Source organism: Kitasatospora sp. cg17-2 (genome assembly GCF_054031055.1).
This window is the reverse complement of the sequence record NZ_JBSSXW010000002.1, coordinates 1-23,553: the sequence shown is the minus strand read 5'-3', so window position 1 is coordinate 23,553 and position 23,553 is coordinate 1. Positions and strand designations below refer to the sequence as shown.

Genomic DNA, 23,553 nt, shown 5'->3' with positions numbered 1-23,553 from the left:
GCTGGAACCGGTGGAGACTGGGGATCAGCTGGCGCCGGTCGGAGGTCGGGGGTTCGAGTCCCGCCGCATTCGTCTCATCTCTGCCTTCCATTGTTACCTCTCGGTGCTTTCGCCTAGGCATCAGCCTCGAACAAGCGGACCTGTGGATCACTCGTTCGGGTGTCTCTGGGACAATGGCACGGCCTTCACGAGATCCTGAGCTCGATCAAGAGGCGCAGGACTTGACGCGAAGGCCGCACTGCCGCCGTGGTGTCGATCGAGCCGGTTCGTCCAGCGCGGCTGGGAACAGGCCGTTGCTGACTGCAGAAGACCCAGGTTGAAGAACTCTCCGAGGCGCGATGTGGACTACTGGGTGCGGTGCGTGTTCCACAGCGCGTCGACTGTGGCGGCCCGTTCGGACCAGGTGCTTCGTACGGCGGCGGCGATGCCGGCGGCGTTGTGCTCGAGGAACCCGGTGCCGTGTGGTTGCGGTGTTAGGTCGATGTACCGGTGCCACGCCCAGTGGCCGCCCCAGCCCTTCGCCAGGTACCGCAGTTGCAGGGTCGCACGGACTGCGGGGTCGGCGCAGTAGATTCCGTGGAACGGCCGCCGCCGGTCGGTGTCGGGATCGGCGCCGAGGTGTTGCCCGGTTGCCCGCCGGATCCCGAGGCCGAACCCGAGTACCGGAGTTCCGTTGGCAAGCCACTGCGGACGGCTGATGACGACGGCGGTCTCGGGGTACTCTCCCAGGCTGCCCTGAGCCCAGTAGTCGAAGGACTTCACGGTGACCTCGTCGCCGAGGTCCGCGGCCAGGTTGGCCAGCGCGTTTGCTGTATGAGCGGGGAGTTGGGTGAGGAGTCTTCTTGTGGCTTCCTGGGCTGCGAGGAGCGTCGTGCCGTGCGTGACCCAGAAACGGGCGTCGTCATCGTCGTCGGCGCTGATGCCCACGGTGGCCTCCAGGTCGGTCAGGTAGTCCTCTGCATGGCGGCGTCCGACGGCGGCGGGCCCGGGCGCCGGTTCGGCGAGCAGGACGGCGAGCCGGCCTGCGAGGTCGCGCAGGGCGACGGGGCGAAACCGTGCGTCGCCTGCCTGCCGTCCGTCCGGGGTGAGGTAGACGAAGACGGGGTCGGGCAGGTCCGTGAAGTCGTCGCCTTGGCGGGTTGTCTGCTGGGCGGCTTCGGGTGCGTCGACCTTCAGCTCGATGACGACCGATCCGACGGCGCTGGTGACGATCAGGTCGGGTCGGCTCGTGGTGCCGCGGACCTGCTGGTGCACGCGCGCCGCCGCCAGGCGGGGATCGGCGCCCAGCGCGGGCAGGCCCGACAGGTCCAGGAGAGCGTTGAGCAGTCCCGTGCCCAGGCCGTGGACCTCGGCGGGGTCGAGCAGGAACTTCAGGTAGTGCTCGTGGCTCGACTCCCGGCGCTGCCGGTTCAGGATCTGCAGCGCGCTCGGCCCCCGGCCGGCGCGTCGTGTGCGGGGCAGGGCCAGCACCGCAGCCTCGGCAGGGGACCAGCGTGCGCTGCCCGCGGTGTCGGCGGCGCGCGGGCCCGCTTCCCCGGCGCCCGTTGCCACCGGCGGTGGCGGTGGGACGGTCACCGCTGGGCCCGGGCGACGTGGTGGATAGCGCTGCGGATGGCCAGGTCCACGCCCATCTCGCCGGTCAGGTCCTGGTACCGGCGGGCCGAGTACGGGAAGCGGCGCAGCACGGCGGCGACTTCGGTGGCGGCGGGTCCGTGCAGGGTGCGCAGCCACCGCAGGGTGGCACTTTGGGGTGTCCACTGGTCGACGCTCTCGTCCCACGCGCACAGTGCGGTGGTCGCCTCCGCGAGGACGTGCAGGTCGCCGTGTTCGCCAGCGGTGCGGGCGGCCTCGAGGAGCCACAGCATGACCCGGTCGATAGTGGCGAAGGGGGGCCAGGGGTTGGTGTGCCGGTGGGCGCCCATCGCCTGCAGGACGGCGGCGGCCCGGTCGGGGTTGCGCAGCAGGGCGGGGCCGGGATGTGCGAGTTCGGACAGCACCTCCAGGTAGAGGTGGGTGTCGGCGGGGTCGGCTGCGGCCAGGTCCAGGAGCTCGTCGGCAGCACCCGGGCCGCTGCTGTCCGTGTTGGCCGTCTCCAGCAGGCGCGAGGCCCGCACGCTCGGCAGTTCCCGCGACGCGGCCGTCTCGCGTTCGACGAGGGCGGTGAACGCGGCTATGTCCTGCGGACGGTGGGCCGGGTCGAGCAAGGTGGCCTGCTGGACGATGTGCCGCCACGGTCCCGACGGGGGGAGCAGCGGGATATTGGGGGCGGGCTCCTCGCCGGTGAGGGCCCAGCCGATGACCTGTCCGAGGCTGTAGATGTCGCTGGCCGGGCCAGCGTCGTGGGCACCGGTGGCCCGGCTGAACTCGGGGGCGGCGAAGCCCGGGCTGCCGAGGCCGGTGCGGGTGCGGTCGGCGTTGGTGGTCTGACCGCGCGGGCGGCGCACCAGGCCCCAGTCCGCGAGGCGCCAACGCCCGTCGAGGAGGAGGATGTTGGACGGCTTGACGTCTCTGTGGACCCAGCCGTGCTCGTGGGCCGCTGCCAGTCCGGAGGCGACGGCGTCGACCAGTACCCGCAGCCGGGCCGGATCCCGCAGCTCGGTCCAGCGTTCCTCTGCGGTTGCCTCGGCGAGTGGCATGACGAACCACGCTGCGTCGGGTGCGGCGTCCAGGACCGGCATGACGTGGGGGTGGGCGCCCAGGCGCTGGCCGATCTCGATCTCCCGGACCATCCGCGCCACTGGGCCGGGCAGGTTGGAGGTGCGCCGCTTGAACGCGACCTCCATGCCGGTGGGTTTGTGGGTGGCGCGGGCGACCTCGCCCTGGCCGCCGAAGCCGATCCGCTCGGCGGGGCGCCGGTAGTGGCGCTTGTTCCCGGCCGCGAGCTCGGCGACCTCCCGGTAGGGCTCCCGGACCTGCCGCGGTCCGGCATCCGCATCGCTGGCACGGGCATCGGGTCCGGCCGTGCCGTGGGGGAGGCCGGACAGGTGCAGCAGGACCGGCGCCTGTTCGCCCGGAACGCCGGGAAGCATGCCCAGCAGCATGGCCTCCCCGGGCCCGAGGGCGGCGAGGCCCGCGGCGGACCCGAGCGGCACGACGGCGACCGGCTGCGGGGTGCCGTTCATGGCGGCGGTGTCCACATGGTGCAGGACGAGCGCGGTTCCGGTCCCGTCGCCGGACGCGGTCACGGCACCGTCAGGGTGCGCGGGCAGAGTGTGGCCAGGGTAGGGTGCGTACGCGCGGATCCAGGCGGCGCGGGGGCCCGCATCGGTACTGAGCGCGAGGTCGACCACCGCGTGATGACCGCCCGCCGCCAGGAGGAAGCGGCGCCGGCCCAGGCACACCGCCGAGCGCACCGCAGCGTCGAACGCGATCGGGTAGCGGGCCTGACGGCCCGCCTCACCGCCGATCCAGGTCAGCGCCAGGGTGCCCTCGCCGGAGCCGAGGGTGACACCCGAGCCGGACAGCACCCACACCTCACCGCAGTCCCCGGCGACCAGGCGCGCCCCCGCAGGGAACCCACCCGTCACCGCGGTCAGCGCGCCCTCGTGCCAGCGCAGCACCGCGCCGCCGCGCATCATCAGGATGGAACCGTCGTCCCGGGGCAGGACCGGGCCCTCGCAGCCGGGAAGCGCCACGTGCCAGCGGGTGGCACCCGTGCGGGCGTCGAGATCGACGATCCCGCCGTCGACGGTGACCAGCACCCGGCCGCCCCGCGCCAGGGCCAGGCCGGTGGGAGCACACTCCTCGAGGCCGCCGGCCAGCAGCGGGCGGACCTCCACCGACCCGGTTCGCCCGGCGCTGGTGAACGCGGCCAGCAGGTGCTGCCGGCGTCCGGCGGGGTCCATCGGCGCCGGGACCTGCGCCACCGCGCGGGGCAGGACCAGGTCGGCCAGTGACGGGTGGACGGCCCCGCCGCGGCGGAACGCGGCGTGCACGAGGTCCGCCAGTGCCGCCACCCCGCACACCGCCGCCTCCAGGTGGCTGCGGTCCAGGACGACCACACGCCCCGTGAGGTCGCCCAGCAGCTGCGCGGCCCGGGGGGCTTCGTTGGTGGGTCTGCGCTGGGTGCACAGCAGGACGTGGCGCACCTCGGGCGAGGCGGTGGCGATCTCGGCGAAGCGCGACGTCACCTCGTCGATCGTCTGCCGACCGGCGCCCGTCAGCAGCAGTACGTAGTCGCGTCCCTCGTGTTCGAACGCGGCCCGCGGCGAGATGAAGGGACCCTTGTCGACGTCGCACTCCGGGTCCGACATCTCCACCAGGCGGCGCACCAACCCGATCAGCCCGGCCGCCGGTGCGGTATCCGTGCGCCAGCTCTCGTAGGCAGCGGGAAGGCTCTGCCGAGCGTCCGTCTCCGTACCCATGTACCGTCCGCCCTTGGTCGACTCCTCGCCCGCCCCGGGCCGGCGCTTCCACATTCTGGCCCATGCGGCGGCGGCCCGTGACGGGGCCGCGCAACCCGGCAGCGGGCGGTGCCGCCCGGACCTGGACCCGGGCGGTCGGCGGACCGGGCGCGCACGGTGCGGTGGCCACGACGGACCTCTCGGCGGCCCTCCAGCGTGCGAGCCTCTCGAACCGCGCCCCACTCGCCCGAATACCGGTACGCGACCGTACCCTCTACCAGCCGAGTGTCTTCGGCCGCAACCGCCGCAGCACGGACGGGTAGCGATGAGCGGATAGGCCCGTGTCGGCCCGATGCACGTGCCAGGATCGCCTCGGACCCTTCCGGACAATGGAGTTGACCATGCACAGCACGGCCCTCGACACACTTGCCGAGTGCATCCGCACGCTGCGTGACGCGCACGTCCTCGAGGCCGCCCGCAAGGCGCTGGCCGCCACCTCCCTCTGGGCCGACCAGGTCAACGGGCGTGACCACAAGCGGGCGGCGAACAAGGTTCGCAAGGCAGTGGACCAGGCGTGCAACGGACTCAGCTTCCTGGCCGACCGGCTGTCGCTTACCTACGGACTCGCCGCCACCGCCGAGGAAACCCGGACTCCGGGCTTCACGGTGGCCAACCGGCTCAGCGAGAACCTTCAGGAAATCGGAGACCTTGTACGCCCCCTCGTCGAGGCCCTGACGGACTGCCCCCTCCCCCGCAGCGAGGACGCCCAACAACACAACCTGCTCTACATTCCCGCGATCACCGGAGCAGGACGCGCTGGCCTGGACATGGCCGACCGGCTGGGCACGGCCTTCGTCGAGGCATACGGGGAGGACGAAGCTGTCACGACGGCCGCGCAGTTCAGCGATCTGCGCCGGGCCCTCGACCGGCTGGAGACCCTGACCATCCCGCCGGTGGCCATCACCGTCCAGCTACCCCCGCAACGCCTCAGGGTCCTGGAAGACCTCGGAGCCGCCAGCGGCGCCGACATCCTCGTACGTCTGGCCGAGGCCGCCCTCGACCCCGACCTGGGCCCAGGGCTGGTCGCCTTCCTCAAGCACACCGGCCAGAACGACGAGCCTGCCCCGGCCGTCGGCACGCCAGCCTGAGCGCCGGATCGGCAATCACGGGCACACCCCTTCGGTCGCTTCCGCGGGAATGTCCTCGCACCCTGGACGCAAGGGCACGCGGGACCCGCGATCCAGCTGCTGAGGGAGCCGCGCTGCGCCGTGTCCGCCAAGTGCCACAGCCGGCAGTTCGCAGCCCAGGCGCCCGGCGGGGCTCGGACGGTCGGGACCGGTACAGCGGCTCCCAGCGGCCAGCGCGCGTGCTTGCGGCCGCCCCACAGCCGACGGCCACGGCGAAAGAGCGATCGGCTCGCGCATTTGGACGAACCACACGATCACCTCCGTCCACCCGGACTGACCCGGGACGGCCAACGCCGCACCACCCCGTGCGCGACTGAGGTCCTGGCGGGCAACACCACCCCGCAGCTCCAGCACGCGGATGTCCGACTCCCTCTACGCGGAGCGGTGCGAGAGACTGGAGCACTGCCCCGAACCGGGACACAGGTGGTCCTGTGCCCGCTGGTGGGGAGGTCATGAGGCCGGGAGCAGCGCACGTACTGCCCGCGTAGGACGCACTGCCCGGAGGCGTTGTCGTCCAGCCTTCCATCAAGGTCGACGGAATCCGAGCCGTCGCACACATCCTGGACGGCCAAGAGGTACACCTGTAACCCCGACGCGGCAACAACCTCACCGCCCGGTTCCCGCGGTTCGTTCCGCCGCCGTCAGTGCTGCCCGTCGGCCTGGTCCTCGACGGCGAGATCGTCGCTGCCACCCCCGACGGCAGACTGGACTTCACCGCGCCAATGCGCACTGGGGTGGCTCGAGCTGCGGCCGTTGTGCAGGTGCTGTGCGCGATCGGAGCACGCACGGGTTCCTGAGCAGTGAGGTCCGAGAGGAACCCGGCAAGGCAGCAGGTCAACGGGCCATGGGCGTGGAAGCACTCGGGATGAAGGCTGGCGCACGCGCTACCGGCCGACTGGCCGGATCGGGACCTGGCCGAAGGTCCGGCACGCCGAGACCGTGGACGCCCGCGTCCTGGCGGCAGGCGGCGCCCGCCGCCTGCCGCAGGCCCTCCTTGTCCGGCTGCCCGACGGGAGTGTCACGCTCACCTCCCCCCGCCTGACGCCCAGCCAGGCCGCGCGGGTCTCGCAAGCGCCCGCCGCCCACCGGGAACCCGTCGTCCGTCCGAACAGCCGGACGGCCGAGGCCACGTGGACAGTCACTGGTGAGCGTGTTGCCGAGGCTTCCCGAACGGGCCGGCACGGCCCGGTGAGGTCCGTCCGGGTGCGCCCGGAGGAGAAGGCGCACCGGTCGCGTCTGGGCATCGCGGCGGCGGGCTTCCCCGTGCGCAGCGCGGGCATCCCTCAGCTGCTCGGTCCGTGGACGCCCGCTGGCGAGGCCCGGGCCACCGGTCGGCGAATCCCATCGGGCGGGAACCTGGCCGTTGATTTCCCGCGGTGCGGATTTCACTGTGCCCCTGCGGCGTCATTGGATGCAGATCAGTGCCGTCTTTCCTAGCTTTCTCTGAGTGACGGGACGGAGCGACCGCTCGGACCGTTCGCGTCCTGGGAGGAACGACCAGGCAGGTCGTCCCTATTGGACTGTTGGGGAGAAGGCCGACGAAAACGATGAACTACGGGTCGGCATGGCAACGGGCGGACGCGGGCCGGAACGCGACCCCACGAGACCGCCCGGAAGCGGTCGTTGTGGCCCTTCGCTACAGGTCCGGACCTTCCACTGCCCAGTTCAGGTCGGCTGGAAGGCGGGGTTCGTGATTCCGGAAGCGATTCCAGTACTACGCGAATTGAACTCAATCTTCTTGTTGCTCTGTCGGAATCTGTGAGGAAATCGGAGGATCAATGCGGAAACCCATAGTGCATTCCGCAGCCATCGCTGCTGCGATGGTCGGCGTGAGTGTCCTGTCGATCGGTCCGGCGCATGCCGGGAACGATTACGGACCTCCCGGCTTCGTGTTCGTGAACCGCCTCGCCGGTCGTTGCCTCGAAGTGGCCGACTGGTCGTCATCTCCCGGCGCAGCCGTGCGCCTGTGGGACTGCCACGGAGGTCGGAACCAGCGCTGGTACCGGAAGACGACAGGGGAGTACGTCAACGTCAACTCCGGTTACTGCCTCGATGTTCCAGGCTGGAGCACGGTGGCGACGCGGCTGATCCAGTGGCCGTGCACCGGGGGAGCCAACCAGCGGTGGGGTACGACCCAGGCCGGCTGGCTTCCGGGCACCGGGGACCAGCTGCTCAAGGTCCGCAACGACCACAGCTGGCTCGCGCTGCAGGTGACAGAGGGCACATGGAACGGTGTGCCGGTCGTCCAGGACGAGATGGCCACCAGCGGAGGCGTCGGGGCCGGCTCCTGGCAGCAGTGGTACCAGCGCTACTGACGGCCGGATCCCCGAGCTGTTCCCCGACGATGGGCGACGCGCCGTGGGTGAGCAGTCAGGCACCGCGCGCCGCTTGGGAGCAGGGCCAGACCGGTACGGCCGACCCACGATTCCGCGGACCGAGGACCGTCTGGCGGCCGGCAGCACCGCAATCCCGCAGGACCCTTGCTGCTCCTTCCCGCACGGCGAGCGCTGGGCCTTCACCCCGTGGCGGCTGCCGCCGGCGCCCGCTTCGAACGCGAGACGAGGAACCTTGAGATTCGACATTGTCCACTGTGACGACGTGCCCAGCTTCGACATCGCGCCGGGGATCAGGGCCGTCCGCTTCCCTGACGGCCCTGACGGCGTGACCGTCCTGCAGGTGACGTTCAGTCCCGGAGCCGAGTGGCCCGGGGTCGACCGCCATCCCAGGACGGAGATCGTTCTCGTCCAGGAGGGTGAGCTCCTGGACGGGACCACCGCGTACCCGGCCGGGACCTACATCTACGGCCATCCCGGTTCGGAGCACCGGCCCGCGAGCGACAAGGGGTGCACGGTCCTGGCGATCTACCCGGACGGTCTGCCCGCCCCGGTCTGACCACGCACCCCGTGGGGAAGCGGTGATTCCCACAGCCGCAGCAACGACCGGGGCGCCGGGGACGGACTGCACGGTTCGGACGTGGCGGTCCCACCCCAGGCCTCATCGGGTACGCGGGGAGCCCTCGGACGGCAGTGTGCCGTTCCGCGGCTCCGGGGCCGGGCGGAGAAGGCTCCCTTCCCGCGTGAACGACGGTCACGGGACCGGCGCAGCCGACCGGACGGGTCGACGCCGCCGGTGGGTCCCGGAGCCCTGCTGGCGGGCGACCGCGGCGACGGTGTTGCGGTCGGCCGTTGCGATCGGGCGACTCACGCGTTCCGGCGGTCCACGGTGCTCGACGCCTGCTCCGGTCTACACCGAGGAGTCATCTGTTATGGACTGGATCACCTTTGAGATGGCCACGTTCACTTTGAAGGAACGCATCGATGAAGCGGAGGGTGCACGACTGTCGGCGGAGGCCCGAAGGGGACGTGGTCGAGCGCGGAAGCGGCCCCGCCCCTGGTTCAGCCGGCGTGCTCGAGCGCAGAGCGACGCACGTACCGTCTAGCGCACAGTGCGTCGGTGCCGAACCGCCGGCCGACTGTCCCCGAAGACCGGCATGATCGAGGGCCCGGACACATCCGGCGCCGGAGACACCGATGGCCGACGCCCAGTCGTGGGCGGATGCCGAACCCGGGCAGGTGATCGGCCAGCGGTGCTCGACCGCCACGTGGATCGGTACGGGCAGCCACTCCGCTCGTCGCGGCCGCGATCACGCCCGCAGTAACCATGATCGCCCTCGCGATCCTCGACCGGTTGCCGGGTTGCGAGCTCGCGCACCCACGCTGCCGCCCGCTCGCCGGCGGCTGCGGCGGTCTGCAGCGCAGCAGGTTCGCCGTCGGTCGGCCCGGCCGTGGGCAGGTGCCCGGCGGCTGTGCCGACGAGCGGGATCTGAACCGGGGCAGGTGGCCGGGGCAGCGGAGGGGGCGTCATACCGGCGCAACCGGTCCGGGGCCCGGCCGGTCACGGGCAGCAGCAGGAGCAGCCACGGTGCAGCAGCCGCGCTGCCCACAGGACGCGGCGCCCGGCGATTCGGACCGGTCCGCAATCCCGTCTCCTTGGCGTCCGCTCGGGCGCCGGCGATTTGCGGACCGGGCCGCAATGGGTTGAGCCCGGGGCGAACGCCAGGGTTAGTATCCGGACATGAAAAACGGATCGGTCCGAAATTCCGGCGCCTCTGACGTACTGTTCGAGGTGGCGTCGGGCGACACGTGCCTGCGGTCGGGGTGCGGCACGTCGGTGCCGGCGCCGGAGCCCGGCAGGCGCGGGCGCCGGTCGAAGTACTGCTCGACGGCGTGCAAGTCCAAGGCGGCCCGGGACAAGGCCAGGGCCGACGCCGTACACGCCGGCTCAGAAGGCATGGCTGGCCTGGACGGCACCCGGGCGGACATCGTGCGGTACGCGCAGGCGGCCGTGGAAGCCGCCCGGGCGTTCCTGGGCGCGGTGGACGCCGACCCGGTGGGCGCCTACGACGCGTTCCAGCGGACACTCGCCTCGCTCGGCGTCCGGGCGCAGGAGGCCGCCGAGGACGTCCGGGACGAGGTCCGCTGGCCGGACGTGACCGGAACTGCACTGGAGCTGCGCCGGGCCGAGGAGACGTTGACGCGCCCGGATGACCTGGCCCGCGTCGACGCCAAGGTCCTGGCCCGGCGGCCCGCTCGACCGGCAGATTCGGATCGGCCCGTAAATCCCGGCCCGGCCGGGCAGGCGGCCACGCCGCCCGTTTCGGACCGGCCCGAAAAGGAGCCTGCCCCGGCAGGGACCGCGGCAGAGGCTCTTTCGGACCGGCCCGAAACCCGGGCACCCGCACGGACGCCGGCAGCCGTCGAACCGGTCACCCGCCCCGTCGCCTACCCGGTCGCCCTGGCGGAGGACTTCGAGGCGCTGCGCCGCGCAGCGTGCACCGACCCGGTGGACCGCTTCGGCGAGCCGGACCGCCTCGACGACCTGGACCTGACATTCGGCGAGGGCTGGAGCCGGACCTCCTGGGACGACCCGCGCGCCGAGGACGTCCACCAGCTCCTGCACCAGGGGCAGCCGGTCGGCTGGACCGCGCCGCTGCCTGACGGACCCTGGGGACGGACCGGGCACATCGCCGCCGGGCACCAGGGCGGGCAGGCCGACACGATCCTGACCGACAGGACCAGCGGGGCCCGCACCCACCGCACCGTCGGCGACGCCCTGGACCTGCTCCAGCGCGCCCACAGCGAGCAGCGGGCCCGCGCCAAGAGCACGACGGCGAACCCGCCGCAGCTGACGCTCAAGCGCCCGACCGGCTGGAGCACACCCTCCGCCCGCGCACTCGGCACCCCCCACCGCGCCGCACTCGGCGGCGGCCTGACCCGGCTCACCTGGCCCGCCCACCCGGGCGTCCAGGAACTTCAGCGCGACGGCCGCCCGGCCGGCTGGATCGAGCTCTACGACATCGATCGCGCGATCTGGATCGCCCTGATCGACAGCAGCATCGTCTCCAGCGCCACCACCGGCGAACCCCTGCGCTGCGCCACCGCACACGAGGCGCTCGCCCTGCTCTGCCTGGCGCTGGAGCGCCATCCGGCACGGTGACGCGAGTTCGTGTCCGTACACAGCCGACCCATCACGGACCGGAGCCGGTGGCCGACTGGATCACCGACGTGTGCGGCTGGCAGGACCAGATCCGCACGCTTCGCGGGACGCTGCCCTCGCAACTGGGTCTGGTGCGCGACGGCGGCTGGCAGATCGGGATCGGGGCCCACCCACGGTACCGACGTGTCCAGCTGTGCCCCGGCCGGATCACGGACGGCACCGTCGACGCCACCGGCCGCTAAGTGCTGGCGGAGGCACTCCGGGAACGGCGTGGGCGCCTGGAGGACCCGCGGCTGCCGAACGCCTGGGCTGCCGGCTACTACGGCTTCCCCCGGCCCGGACCCGCGATCCCGACCGAACTGCAGCCTCGTACGCCACGGACCGCCCGGCCCCCCGGCGACCTGCCCCTGGTACCCGCTCGGCCACTCCAAGACAGGAGCCGCGCCGAGACGGCGCCGCCACAAGGTAGGTGGTTCGGGCAGACCTCACTCGTGCGAACCGTCCGGGGCGCGACCTCGTGAGCGGCATCGAAGTCACCGACCCGCCCGTCCGGTTCACCCACCCTGCACCCCGACGCACCGCAGCCGCGATTCGCTGCTGCGCGTCCCCAAGCACGTGATCCGATTCCGGAGCCACTCCACTCGCCGAGACGTGTCAAGTTGCCCTCGAGGCATTGCGCACCGGCCTCCGGCGCGGTACCGCAGCAGTCCTTCATGAGGTGCGGCTGGGTCCCCTGGCTGAATCGATCGATGGCCCGGGGGTTGAGAACGACGCCCGGCCCCGACGGAGCCGGCCCTCCGGTGAGCAACCGCAGCCGATCGGACGGGGCCGCGGTGAAGGGCCGACCGTTCCACGGCATCGGCCGTGAACCGTGAGGCCGCCACGCCGCCGGCCCGGGCTGGTGCTGCGGGGACCTGTGGCAGCTGCGACTCAGGCGCCGACGGTGTGAGGCCGGCGGCTCCGGAATCTCGTCTTGGATCGACCATGCGCGCCCAGGTACTCCCACCTGCGGGTTCCGATGCCAGGGCTCAGTCCGTGCACAGAGTTCAGACAACGCGGAAGCCCCTTGACCCGCTGTTTGCCCGGACTAGATTCCCCTCGCGCCGCACTCCGAACACCCGACTCGGACAGCCCGCGACGCCTCCGCAAGAGCCCCGACGGGGCCACCACAAGATGAGGAACCATGAACATCACGAGCCAGCAGACCGACACCTACCTGGACGGCGTCGACGGCGTCCTGACCTCCAGGGGACTGCGCCCCGCGAGGTTGACGGTGGCCGACACCGACGAGCTCGCCGACGGCGGCGTCACCGCGCTCCCCGGCGCGGTCCTCGCCTGGCCGGCCGGCCACTCCGAGCTCGACCCGGAGCGCTTTCCCCACGGTGCCGTCGCCACCTGGACCGCCGCACAGGGGTGGCAGGCCGCAGCCCTGCGGTCCGACGGCACCAGCGATGCCCCCATCCGTCTCCCGCTTACCGTCCTGGGCGAGCCGAACCGGGTAGTCGACGTCCTCGCCCTCGTCCTGCTCGGCCGGACCGTGCCCGACAGCGCGGTGCAGAAGGCCACCGGAAGCCCGGAGTTCCACCAGGTGCGGAGTGGTGCCGGTCCTGCGGACGATCCGGCGCTGGCAGCGCTGCGCGCCGAGATCTGGGGACACTTCCACAGCCACCCCCAGGGCCGAAGCCCGCACGGCCGCTTCGCCTCCTGGCTCTCCTTCCCCCTGGTACAGGGAGGGCGGGGCTGGAGCGAGCGGGGGGTGCAGGTCCGATACGGCGACGACCGTACCGTCATCACCGACCTCGACGGGTACCTCGACATCCTCGAGCTCATCGCCGGCCACTACCCGGCGATCGAAGGCCCGCTGGTCCTCACCCTGTGACCCGGCGTCGCTCCTCGACGACCGACACATCGAGCCCCCGCAGAGGCCTCTGTACGTCGAGCAGCCCCGTGAAGGAGCGACGCAAACCGGCGTTGCCCACCGAGGAAGGGGGACTTGACCCCCGTTCCGTCCGGAGATCCTGCCGACCCCCAGAGCCCGGTCCGCGCGACATCGCACAAGAAAGACATTGTCATGAATGCAACAATATCTTCGCCGTTTCCCGCCCTCTCCGACGTCGCCGACCTCTTCGACGACGACCCGCAGTTCGCACGCTACGTCCGCAGGGCCGAAATGCTCTCCCACGCCCGAGGACTGCCGCGCTGGCTCAAGGGCAACCCCGTCGACCTCGTGCTAGTCCTACTGGCCGGCCAGGACCTCGGACTCACCACCTGGGAGGCCATCAACAGCTTCTACCCGGACGACAGCGAGGAGAGCGGACTCGCTCTCTACGCCTCCGCACAGCGCGCTCTTTTGCACCGTGCAGGCTGGACCTGGCGCATCGTCGAAGCCACCCGCGAACGCTGCACCGTCGCCGTCACCGACCCCGACCGGCCCCACCAGGGTGAAATCCTCACCACATACACCATGCAGGACGCCCTGGTGGCGGAGCTGACCACCGGCCCGAGGGCCGACTTCTGGCGCCGCCACCCCGAGCGGATGCTCTACGCCCGCATCACCACCCGGATCGTCAACGCCCACGCCTCACACGTCGTACGAGGAGCACCCCGCGGCTGGGGCACCCTCCTCGCCGCCGACCCCGCGCCACTGCCCGTCGCGGCCCCCGAGACCGCCCCGCCGCCCGCCCCGGACAGCACCCCCGCCACGGTCCGCCCCCTCCAGGATCCACTCCCCACGCCCGACCTCGGCAACGAAGCCCGCATGATGCACAGCGACACCACCACGGAGTCCGCACCCACTCGCTCGACACCACCCGCCCACCCGACCCGCACACCCCACCCGGCCACCACCCCCGCACCCACCAAGGAGCCGACGCCACCGGACCCCGACGACCGGACCAAAGCCGACCCGCCCGCCACCGACCGGACCGACGACCGCACCGCTGTCCCGGACCGCACCTCCCCGGTGCTCCCCGAACCGCCGCCGGCCACCCCACAGCCCGGGGAGGACCTCGTCCGGTCCCACCCCGAACACCCGAACGCGGGCGCAACCGATGCCCCGGATCCCCGGCAGGCAGCCTGGGACGTCCTGCGGCACATGGCGGACGTGCTCAAGCCGAACGGCGTCAACCAGATCCTCCTCGGAAACCCGCAGAGGATCGCGAAGTTGAAGGCGAGCGGCACGCTCACCGACAGGGACGAACAGCTCATCCGGCAGGCGCACCGGACCCTCGGGACCTCCGTCAACGCGATCTACCGGCAGCTTCGCAATCCGGACGCCCCCTCGTCGGCCGAGCCCGACCGGAACCCTCCGACCCCGCTCCGGCTCGCTCCGCGAGCGCAAATGCCCGACCTCTGCCGCTGCGAGGACACCCAGGACGGTGACCACCGCGACGACTGCCCGGACGCCGCACAGTGAACCGAGCCGAACTCGAAGCACACCGCCACCGCATCGACGACGCGCTGGCGGCGGTGTTCCGCACCGCCACCGCCGCCAACCGCCACGACCCCGGCACCCTGTCCATCTCCGGCCTCGGCGGATGCACCCGATGCGCCGCCTACCAACTCGCCCGCTACCACCCCACCGACAACCACTCCCACCAGGAGCAGCGCTCCTCCCACCTGGGACAGGCCGTCCACGACTGGGTGCTGCCCCGCCTCGCCGCCCAACTGGGCCACGAACTCACCCTCGTCGAGCACGACGTCATCCTCCCCGTGCGCGGCCTGCAGATCCCGGGCAGGCTCGACCTGTTCACCCCTGTCATCGGCGGCGGACTGCTCGTCGACCTCAAGACCCACGGCTACGACCCGAGCGACGACGGCGCCGACCCTTCGCGCACCCGCCTCCTGCAGCTCTACGGCTACGCCCTGGCGCTTCGCATGATGGGATACGCGATCGAGGAGGTGGCGGTGGTGCCGATGTCGCGCATTCACGGTGGCACCTCCGGGGTCTGGATCGGCGAGTTCGGGCCCAAGCAGGAGGCCCTGGTCGATGCCAGGGCGCGGGACCTGTTGCGGCATGCCAAGGCGCCCGCCTTCGCGCCGCGCGACGCCCATCGAGGCCCCGGTCTGGACTTCGTCTGTGACTCCTGCCCGTTCATGTCGATGTGCTGGCCGGGGGCCGAGCCGGCCCAGGCGGCCGAAGTGCGTACCGACCGGGACGTCGTCGCCCACGCCCTCGGCTACGCGGAAGCCGCCGCTCAGGAGAAGGCCTGGAGGGACGAGAAGGCATACCACCAGGCGGCACTCGGCCGGACCCGCCCGACACGGTACGAGGCGGACGGCTACGAAGTGGAGATCAAGACCGTCGCGGGCGGCAGGCGTCTCGACCAGTCCAGTGCGAAGGAGCTCCTGAGGGCCAACAACCTTCCCATTCCCACCACGACAGACAAGGACTCGCGACGCGCACTCGTCCACCGCCGCCCGCCCGCCTGAGCCCCGCCCACCCGCAGGACAGGTGCCGGGTGCCTCCCACAGCCACGGCGCCACCTTCCCTCGAGAGCCGTCCGGTGGCGCTGCGGTACACCCTCCCCGTTGCGTCCGAAGGCGAACCGGTGGTGAACGCGTGTGCCGGGCTCCGTGCCCGACCCGTCTCTCCGCCGACGCCAGCGGCGGACACGGGCAGGGCCGAGCCGTTCCCGGAGTGGGGGCTCGACCAAACCCCGCGCGGGACTTGACCGCCGTGCTGGGCGCCCTAATTTCATCGCCGGACGACGGACCGCGATGAAGGGAAATCACCTTGGAGGCGCAGTACCAGCACGTCGTGCAATTCAGTGGAGGAATCGGCTCTTTTGCCTCGGCCGTGCTCGTGCGCGACCGGGGCGCAGGAAGTCGCATCCCGCCGTCGACGGGGTTGCCCGGCCTGCTGAAGCCGCTAGCGTGCCGACTGCGCCGACGGGCCTCCTGCCCCGCCACCACAGCCCGCGCTGTCCGGGTCGAGTGGCAGTCGCATCACAACCGGCCACCCCGGAGCATTCCACTCGCATCAGCCGCCACCTCCGCTCCGGCGGAGCGGAGGTGGCGGCGACCAACACACCTTCCTCAAGTCTGGAGATGCCATGCTCGAGCCAGATCGCCTGGTGACGCTTCGCGGCTGTCTGCCCGAAGACGCCCACAACCCCGACGTCCGATCGGTCCTCGGGGCGCTTGCCGAAGCCAGGGTGCCCTGCGCCGATCTCGCCGCCGACCACGCCCAACAGGTGGGAGGCAGTCGCGTCACAGTCGGAGCTGTCGCCAAGCCCAGCGGCCACTCGTCGGGTGCCTTCGTGCAGTGGTACGAGGCCGGCTCCACGGACGAAGGCGGCCTGCCTGCCCGCCGGGTCCGGGCCGTCCGCGGAATGCGGAACCGCGTACTCGACGAATGCACCGCACTCCTGCGGGGCCTCGGCTTCGCGGTGACCACCCTGGAGTCGTCGCGGACCCGCACACGGAGGGTTCAGTCCCTGTTCGTCTCCGGCGAGCCGGACGACCTGGCACAGTCCGTGGCGCACACCCTTGCCCAGGCGGACCTGGTCCGGGTTGGCGTGCTACCGCCCTATTGGCCGACCCCCGACCACTACCGGCTCACGCCCGTCGCGGCAGCCTGCCTGCTGACGTTCTCCCACGCGACACCAGTGGAGCGAGTCCGCGACGCCGTCGCCGCCCTGCGCGCCCAGGGACTGGATGCCAACGAGGACACGCCCAACCAGTACGGCATTGGGTACGGCGTACTGGTGTCTGCGGGAGGGCTGTCCACCAGGGAACGCGATGGACTGCGCCCGGAGACCCCGCAGTTCCGGGCCGCCCGGGACCTGCTGTGGACTCGCGGGTTCTCCCGTGAGAAGACCGAGAGCGGTACGATCGGACACCGGGTCTATCCGCAGCTGCCTGCCCACCTCCGCGACGGTGCCTTCAATGTCGACAACACCTCGCCCAACGTCCTCGCTGCGCTGCACGACCGGGTGAGCGTCACCGCGCCGGACATCGCCTATGCCGAGGGACGCGGCCAGGAACTGGCCGGCGCGCTCTCGGCCGCGCACGCCGCAGCTTTCGAAGGAGACGGCTGGACCGTGGTCCGAGAGGACCCGATCACGAGCACGGCGCTCCGACCTCCGTGCGGTCACTACGCAGAGCACAGCACCGGTGGCCGCCGAACCGCCATCCTGACGCAACCCTGCTAGGGCCGCCACACCCACCGACGCGAGCAGTACACGTCTCTGGCGGCTCGCCGGTGCAGACACAGCGGCCGGCGTAGGCCGAAGCCGTCAATGGCCATCGGGAGTGAACGTCTCAGCTCGGCGCCCCGGACGTGGTCCGGGGCGCCGAGCTGAGACGTTCACTCCCGCCCAAGTCCGTTGCGAGCCCACCCTTGAACGCGCCAGGTGACGGGCTTGACCGGACGCCCCGGGTGGCTACGTTCCGGGTTGAGGGGATCGCCCCGAAGACTCTCCCGGCGAGCGAAGTGCGACCGGCGGAATCCGGCGACGGCCACCCCGACCTGGCTCGCACCCCCCCGGCCACCGTGGCCAGCCCACGAGCCCCATCCCATCGCCATCGCGAACGGAGCATCACCATGTCCCGGAGCACACTCCTGCTGGACAGCCTGCACCACAGCACCCAGCCGTCCACGCCGGACCAACGCAGCACCTTCACCAGGGTGACGGCCAGTGGCCGTCTCGCAGCCACCGTGGACGCCACCTCCACCATCCTTCGTCTGCGCGCGAAGAGCACGGACCCGCAAAACTTTTCTGGCGGTCAGCGCGTCACCGTCGTGACCCGCAGCCTCGCCCCGGTCTTCTCGCAACCGCAGATCCACGCGTGGCAGGGTCGGATCGTCCAGAACCAGAACCTGACGGGACTCCTGCCCAAGGGCGCCCGTTCCCGCGGCTACGACATTGCCCGCCTCGGCGACCTGCTGGACATCGTCCCCGAGTCGGATCCCAAGGCTCTTGACGAGGCCCGGAATCGGGTCGAAGCCATCGCCACTCTCTTCGCCGACGCCAAGGACCTCACCCCGGACAGCTTCGCGGCCCTTCCGATCGCCACGGACGACACCGCCGAAGCCCCGTGCACCATGGCGATTCTGACGACCCTTTCCAGCCCCGACCGGTCACGGGTCGGCGGCGCACTGTGGCTGCTCAGGGACCGTATCCCCGGCCCGCAGGACCTCGGCGACGCGCTTCAGGGCGTCCTCATCGTCCCGCCCTCCGCCCTCACCAGCGAGCACGGAAGCCTCTACACCAGCCGACTGCCGCAGACCACCGCCGTTCTTCCGCTCTCCATCCCGATCCCCTGGCCGGACGCGTCCGGCATGACCGACCCGGGTGCCTACCTGACCGCCATCGACCGCCTCGCACCCACCGTCGCCGTCTGACAGACCTATGGCCGCTCCGATGCCCACGCACCGGGGCGGCCACACCGCGTCGTCCTTCATCCCCGGGGCACTCGATCGGCACCGCCGCGGGCCTACGGTCCCGGCCAAGCGACTGAGCCCCGTCCCACCGACCCGGAGGCCGATGACCCACACCGGCCGAAGCGGGCATCAGCGCCGACAGCCTCCTCGGCGTAGCCCACTGCCTCTACTGCTCGTGCTTCGAGAACCTGTCCGAAACGGCGACGCACAGCCTCACCCACCACCGCAGGGGCGAAAGCCTGCCAGTATGCGGCCCCTGCGCCCAGGACCCCCAGGTTGACGAGGCACTTGAAGCCATCACTACGGCCACGCCAAGACATCTGACCCCGACTCGCTGACCCCGCCCGCCATCGAGGGACTCCAACGTCGTGTCGTCGAGCGCTGCCCCGACAGGTAACACGCCGACACCCTGTCGAAGCAGCGCCTCCGCAGGCGACCACGACGAAGAAATGACCGGACGGGCCAGTCGCACAACAGACGAGGAGGATCCAGAACCCAATGCACGCCGCCTGCAGCAACCGACCCCACCGAGGGCCGTTCGCCAGCCTACGCAGGCCTGTCGAGCGGCCCTCACCCATGCCGGCACACCAGCCCGTGGACCCGCCGACCACCACCCTCACGGTGCACACCGCGTGCTGCTCTCAGAGCACCCGGCCAACACCGCGCTTCGCCCAGGCCCGGCCCGGCACTTTGAGCAATCCCTCGCGATGAGGCCCGGGGGGCGATGTACGCCCGGGTCGCGTTGCGGGCCGGTGTACGGAGACTGCGGCCTGCACCGCCACCGGGTTGGGCCCTTGGTCAGCCCGTACCAGGCCGTCTGCGGCGCACCGGATGCGTGTGGCAGGCCGGCTCGGCCGCGGCGACGTCCGTCCCGACGCAGGCGAACTCCCGAAGGCCGGGCGGCGACGCGCGGCAACTCGTCCGGCGGCAGTCGAGCGGAGATGCAAGAGCTGTCACAGACCCGGCCCTCCATCGCACACTGCCGTCGGAGCTCCGTCGGCAGCCAACGCCTCGCCCGCTACCGATCGCAGAGCTGGCAGCCAGGCGCATCCTTGTGGAGACGGGCAGCGGACCTGGGCTTCAGGCGTCTGCGAAGCAGACACCGAGCGGTCAGACGCCCCGCGCCCTGTGGTGCAGGCGCTCTGCCCCGCGCTGCAGCACTTCGGCATCCGGAATGCGTGAAGGCGCAGGAGCTGTCCCCGATCTGGCCCGTCGGCCTTGCGCCGGTGCCGGGACTCCGACGGTCACCAACTCACAAGCCCGGCTGATCGTGTGGGGCAACCCGTACCTCCCGGCACGTTCCGGGGTTGACCGGGAGGGTGCTGCGGCTAGCGTGGTTGATGTTCGGCGCCCGACCTTCGTCGTGTTCCGTACAGAGCCGATGTCTGTGCGCGAAACCCGCCAGCCGTTGGCCGCCTTCGACGCCCACATGCGTCAGGGCCGCACGGTGCGGACGACCTGCCTCCGCAGTTCAGCCGTCTCAGGCTGTCGTTGCTACAACAGTGCGGCCCACCTCGCCGAGGACCAACCACCACGAGGACATCCGCTGATGACCACCATTCCCCCCGACGAATGGGCCGTAAAGACCCTCGCCGTAGCACTCACGCACGACGGCATTGCCGCCGAGGACCGGTACACCGAAGCCGACGGACACCACGTCAGTGTCCCGCTCACCCGGGACAGCCGTTATGCCGTGTTGGAACTGCACTGCCTCAGAGGTTTCGGAACTGTCGAGTGGTTCATGCTCGACGGTCGCGACAAGCCGATCGGGTGGGGCGAGTGGCGCCTTGTCGCCTCCGACGACCCGGCTCCGGTAGTTGCTCTCGTCCGCTCTCTGCTTGCCAGGCTGCGGGCTACTCCTGGCCCTCCCGCGCTCCCCTCCGTCCGCGATCTTGTGCACGTTGAGTCCGAGTCGTGGAACACACCGGAGGTCGTGTGTTTCCGTACGTTGGTCGGCGCGCTTGTCAGCGGTCGCGCTACCCCGGTGAGTACGGACCAGGACCTGGTCGACCTGTACCCCGACCTGGACTGCTACTGGCGTGAGGCGAGAGACGCGATCGAGGCCATCGCCCACGGGTGGGTCAGCGCGGAGGATTCGAACTGCCGCTTTCCCGAAGGACAGGTTCAGATAAGTCTGGGTCCCGAGCTGATGCTCACCTACGGCCCGGCGGCTCTGGCGGCCCTGCGCGTCGGTACCGACGGAGACCTTGTCAAGGCCGCCCGGCTCCTTCACTCCGAGCAGTAGCGGTCGTGGCCGTGTGGGGGCTCGGCCCCGCGCGGCCACGTCGGCGCCAGCTCCGCACCTGTGTCCCGCGTTCGCGAGCGACGGACCCTTGGGCTCCCGGAGTGGTGCTGCTCGGCTCGCTGCCGTTCGAGTCCGGCCGCCCTGACGCATGTGTAGCGATTGCTGCCAGTCCACTCCGCCTCATGCTGCTTGGTCGGCCAGCGGCGGCCGGTCAGTGGCCTGCCCGTGCGTGGGGGATTCACCCGCCACGCGGGCGAGCTGCTCCGCACAACCGGGCCCGGATACTGCGTTGTCCTGCTGGACCTGGACGACTTCAAGCCGGTGAACGACAAGTTCGGGCATGCCGCCGGTGATGCCGTCCTCGCGGCGGTCGGAGAGCGGATCACCCATTGGCTGGGTTCGGACGAGACGGCCGCACGATTCGGCGGGGACGAGTTCGTCGTCCTGGCCGCGCACGACGCCAGCCTGCCGGATCGCCTGAAGGCGCTGCGGGAGGAAATCGTCGCGCCCGTCGCCCATGAAGGCCTGGCCCTGTCGGTCGGGGTCTCGGTGGGATCGGCCGAGGTGGCAGACGGCCTGGGGCAGGCGCTTCGGGAAGCCGACCGAGCGATGTACAAGGCCAAGGGCTCCGGCCGCCGGGGACGTTCCGCCGCAGGCCCAAGCGCGTCCCGGTCCCAATCTGCCCGGCACCCCGCATAGGGTGCCGGGCACCGTTGCATCCCGTGTGGGACAACGGGCGGGCCTTGACCAGGTGCCCACTGGACCTTCGGTCCGATCCGTCGGCAGAACCACAGGTGCGCAACCGGTCGTGCAGCCCCGCCCGACGCACCGATAGGTGGAACTGAACGCCGCCGACCGTAACTCTTCGTCAACGAATGGAACCCGCCACGAGTACCGCGGGCACCGCATTCTCCTGGACATCGTGAGGCCCTTCGCCGCCGGTGCTCTACGCCTGGCTGCACCTGCCGACAGGCGCTGTGGGCGCGTCGGACATCTGGGCCGTTCCCGGGGGTGCGCCGACCGCCGGCTACGGCGAGCGGATCCTCCAGGCGGACACCCCCGTTCCACACCTCCGTGCCGATCCCTGGTCATGGCGCACCACCGGCGACGCGGACCGAGTCCTGGCCGAGCACGGCTGGAGGGCGGTGCTGCCCTGGCAGGCACGTCAGGTTCTGGCGGTCAGGTTCGGCTGGCGCCAGGACGGGATCCTTCAGACGGTCCGGGACGAGGAGAGCCTCTGGCAGTTCACCGACTTCGCCGCGGTCGCCTTCGCCGTGCGCGCCGAACGGGCCCAGTCGGAAGGCCATGCGTGATCCACTCGACCTGCGCCGGTGCGACACAGCTGCGACTCCGCCTGCCCAGGCTGCAACAGAGCGGTGAGGCCCGCGACGCCGATACCGCCCACGAGGCCGTCGTGCCGTAGGACCCGGTCCCATTCGTTCCCGCGCAAGACACTCCTGGCACGATCAGAACGCGCCCATGGCGGGCCGCCACGCCCGCACTGCCGTCGCGCGGCGGAGCAGCGACCCACTACTGGCCCCGGCTGCTTCGCGTCAAGCAGCCCCTGCGCCTGGCCGGGCATCGGGCCGGGCCACGTCGGGGTTGACCGGGCGCTTGTGGGTCCTACGCTGTGTCGTGTTCCCGCCCGCACGGCCGTGACAGCACCGGTCGCGCGGGCTTCTCCCGGTACCTCCGGCTCCTCACCCGCCCAACGCGGGCCGAGGGGCCTGCTCCCCGTCCGGGACCCCGCCGGGTACGGGGCGGCCTCGCTCCCCGGGGCCCGTCGCCCGCGTTGGCACGGCCAGGGACAGTCCCTGGTCCGGAGTCCCGTTCTCGTATCCCCTCCTTGGAGACGACATGCCCACATCCGACTACGACCCCTACTCCATCACTCCAGGCCCCGCCGAGGTCGCGAGTTTCCTCGTGGGCCAGCTCGGCCCCGCCTGGAGCACCCGGTCGGACCGGCCGGCGGTCCTGTGGCACACCGACGGTTTCACTATCACCGTCGAGCCGGCAAGCCAGGTGGGCCTGCCCCTCGACGGACCGGGTACGGACCTGATCCTGACTGCTACCAGCGACACCGGACAGGCGGAACGGACCGTGCACGGCACCACTCTGCTGAGCGTCGGCGAGCGGGCCGTGGCCTCCGTCGCCCGGATGAGGGACCAGCTCGCCCCCCGGGGCCCGGGCCGCATCGACATGCTGCTCGTGCACGACATCGGCGAAGCCCGGCTGACCACCCTCGCCTGGCACAACGGCACCCTGCTGACGGACGTCCTGCCGGTGGTCTCGATCGGTTGTGGGAAGGTGGCCGTCCACCGGGTCAACACCTTCGGCGACAACCTCGCGCACCAATGGTTCGAACGCACGATAGCGCTTCTCCCGGGCACCCCGGCCGCGGTGAGGGCATGGGTGAGGTTCGTTGCCGGGAACCACCACAACAGCGAGGGCTGCGCCTTGTGCCGCGCGGCCAACTACACCGTCACCGCCGGCCGGGCGCAGTCCACGGTGTTGCACCAGGTCCTTCGACAGATCGTGGGCGCCGTCCGCGAGCCGGTCAAGGAAGCGATGCTGCTGTACGCCGAGGCGCTGGCGTACGGGGCGATCGCCCCGACCGAGCGCAGGCCCGCTGCGCTGGCGGCCCTGTTCCCGGACGCGGCCAGCTGTGATGGCGTCACCGAATCCGTCTGGGGCGGGGCCGCCCGGCGACTGCACCTGATCGCCGCAGGCAACGTGGCCGACCATGACGACCTTGACGCCCACCGAGCCCACCAGGCATGGCTGCTCGACACCAGGGCGTTCCCCGACGGGTTCTCGATCGCCGCCCTGCGCGGGGCGTTCGGGGGCGACGTCGTCACTACCGCCACCGCGATCCTCACGGCATTCGACGACGAG

At 71.3% G+C, this 23,553-nt stretch carries 16 protein-coding genes; 14 read left to right on the top strand and 2 right to left on the bottom strand.

The window, feature by feature from the left end:
* Nucleotides 1–345: 345 nt before the first annotated feature.
* Nucleotides 346–1,551, bottom strand: coding sequence for a hypothetical protein (locus tag ACW14Y_RS40835; RefSeq protein ID WP_456988493.1), 1,206 nt, complete (start codon nt 1,549–1,551; stop codon nt 346–348).
* 20 nt (nt 1,552–1,571) lie between these two features.
* Nucleotides 1,572–4,364, bottom strand: coding sequence for a protein kinase domain-containing protein (locus ACW14Y_RS40830; protein ID WP_456988491.1), 2,793 nt, complete (start codon nt 4,362–4,364; stop codon nt 1,572–1,574).
* Nucleotides 4,365–4,744: 380 nt separating this feature from the next.
* On the opposite strand from ACW14Y_RS40830, the gene ACW14Y_RS40825 reads away from it, so the two are divergent.
* The 14 genes from ACW14Y_RS40825 to ACW14Y_RS40760 all read left to right on the top strand — a co-directional run.
* Complete coding sequence (locus ACW14Y_RS40825) at nt 4,745–5,491, top strand: hypothetical protein (RefSeq protein WP_456988489.1); 747 nt, start codon at nt 4,745–4,747, stop codon at nt 5,489–5,491.
* 1,817 nt (nt 5,492–7,308) lie between these two features.
* Nucleotides 7,309–7,845 (top strand): RICIN domain-containing protein, encoded by a 537-nt coding sequence (locus ACW14Y_RS40820; RefSeq protein WP_456988487.1) that lies wholly within the window; start codon nt 7,309–7,311, stop codon nt 7,843–7,845.
* Nucleotides 7,763–8,422 (top strand): cupin domain-containing protein, encoded by a 660-nt coding sequence (locus ACW14Y_RS40815; protein ID WP_456988485.1) that lies wholly within the window; start codon nt 7,763–7,765, stop codon nt 8,420–8,422. Before ACW14Y_RS40820 ends, ACW14Y_RS40815 begins: the two co-directional genes overlap by 83 nt.
* Nucleotides 8,423–9,820: 1,398 nt before the next feature.
* Nucleotides 9,821–11,026, top strand: a complete 1,206-nt coding sequence (locus ACW14Y_RS40810) for a hypothetical protein (RefSeq protein ID WP_456988483.1) — start codon at nt 9,821–9,823, stop codon at nt 11,024–11,026.
* 47 nt (nt 11,027–11,073) lie between these two features.
* Nucleotides 11,074–11,268 (top strand): hypothetical protein, encoded by a 195-nt coding sequence (locus ACW14Y_RS40805; protein ID WP_456988480.1) that lies wholly within the window; start codon nt 11,074–11,076, stop codon nt 11,266–11,268.
* 941 nt (nt 11,269–12,209) lie between these two features.
* A complete protein-coding gene (locus ACW14Y_RS40800) occupies nt 12,210–12,905 on the top strand; it encodes a hypothetical protein (protein ID WP_456988478.1) in 696 nt (231 codons plus the stop codon).
* Between the two features lie 114 nt (nt 12,906–13,019).
* Nucleotides 13,020–14,441 (top strand): hypothetical protein, encoded by a 1,422-nt coding sequence (locus ACW14Y_RS40795; RefSeq protein ID WP_456988476.1) that lies wholly within the window; start codon nt 13,020–13,022, stop codon nt 14,439–14,441.
* The gene (locus ACW14Y_RS40790) at nt 14,438–15,457 is read left to right on the top strand and encodes a PD-(D/E)XK nuclease family protein (RefSeq protein WP_456988474.1); all 1,020 of its coding nucleotides are present in this window, start codon (nt 14,438–14,440) and stop codon (nt 15,455–15,457) included. Before ACW14Y_RS40795 ends, ACW14Y_RS40790 begins: the two co-directional genes overlap by 4 nt.
* 623 nt (nt 15,458–16,080) lie before the next feature.
* Complete coding sequence (locus ACW14Y_RS40785; RefSeq protein WP_456988472.1) at nt 16,081–17,181, top strand: hypothetical protein; 1,101 nt, start codon at nt 16,081–16,083, stop codon at nt 17,179–17,181.
* A gap of 392 nt (nt 17,182–17,573) precedes the next feature.
* On the top strand, nt 17,574–18,374 hold the full coding sequence (locus ACW14Y_RS40780; RefSeq protein WP_456988470.1) for a hypothetical protein: 801 nt from the start codon (nt 17,574–17,576) through the stop codon (nt 18,372–18,374).
* 1,588 nt (nt 18,375–19,962) lie between these two features.
* Nucleotides 19,963–20,658: a hypothetical protein gene (locus tag ACW14Y_RS40775; RefSeq protein WP_456988468.1), complete on the top strand. Its 696-nt coding sequence runs from the start codon at nt 19,963–19,965 to the stop codon at nt 20,656–20,658.
* A 189-nt stretch (nt 20,659–20,847) separates the two neighbouring features.
* A complete protein-coding gene (locus tag ACW14Y_RS40770; RefSeq protein ID WP_456988466.1) occupies nt 20,848–21,357 on the top strand; it encodes a GGDEF domain-containing protein in 510 nt (169 codons plus the stop codon).
* A 242-nt stretch (nt 21,358–21,599) separates the two neighbouring features.
* The gene (locus ACW14Y_RS40765) at nt 21,600–21,971 is read left to right on the top strand and encodes a hypothetical protein (protein ID WP_456988464.1); all 372 of its coding nucleotides are present in this window, start codon (nt 21,600–21,602) and stop codon (nt 21,969–21,971) included.
* A 544-nt stretch (nt 21,972–22,515) separates the two neighbouring features.
* Nucleotides 22,516–23,553, top strand: a 1,038-nt coding sequence (locus tag ACW14Y_RS40760; RefSeq protein ID WP_456988462.1) for a hypothetical protein, incomplete at its 3' end; no start/stop codon positions are given.

What these genes read in the sequence shown, in the direction of transcription:
- ACW14Y_RS40830 (WP_456988491.1), bottom strand. Translation starts at nt 4,364, where the DNA reads ATGGGTACGGAGACGGACGCTCGGCAGAGCCTTCCCGCTGCCTACGAG.
- ACW14Y_RS40780 (WP_456988470.1), top strand. Translation starts at nt 17,574, where the DNA reads ATGTCCCGGAGCACACTCCTGCTGGACAGCCTGCACCACAGCACCCAG.
- ACW14Y_RS40810 (WP_456988483.1), top strand. Translation starts at nt 9,821, where the DNA reads ATGGCTGGCCTGGACGGCACCCGGGCGGACATCGTGCGGTACGCGCAG.
- ACW14Y_RS40820 (WP_456988487.1), top strand. Translation starts at nt 7,309, where the DNA reads ATGCGGAAACCCATAGTGCATTCCGCAGCCATCGCTGCTGCGATGGTC.
- ACW14Y_RS40800 (WP_456988478.1), top strand. Translation starts at nt 12,210, where the DNA reads ATGAACATCACGAGCCAGCAGACCGACACCTACCTGGACGGCGTCGAC.
- ACW14Y_RS40775 (WP_456988468.1), top strand. Translation starts at nt 19,963, where the DNA reads ATGACCACCATTCCCCCCGACGAATGGGCCGTAAAGACCCTCGCCGTA.
- ACW14Y_RS40785 (WP_456988472.1), top strand. Translation starts at nt 16,081, where the DNA reads ATGCTCGAGCCAGATCGCCTGGTGACGCTTCGCGGCTGTCTGCCCGAA.
- ACW14Y_RS40825 (WP_456988489.1), top strand. Translation starts at nt 4,745, where the DNA reads ATGCACAGCACGGCCCTCGACACACTTGCCGAGTGCATCCGCACGCTG.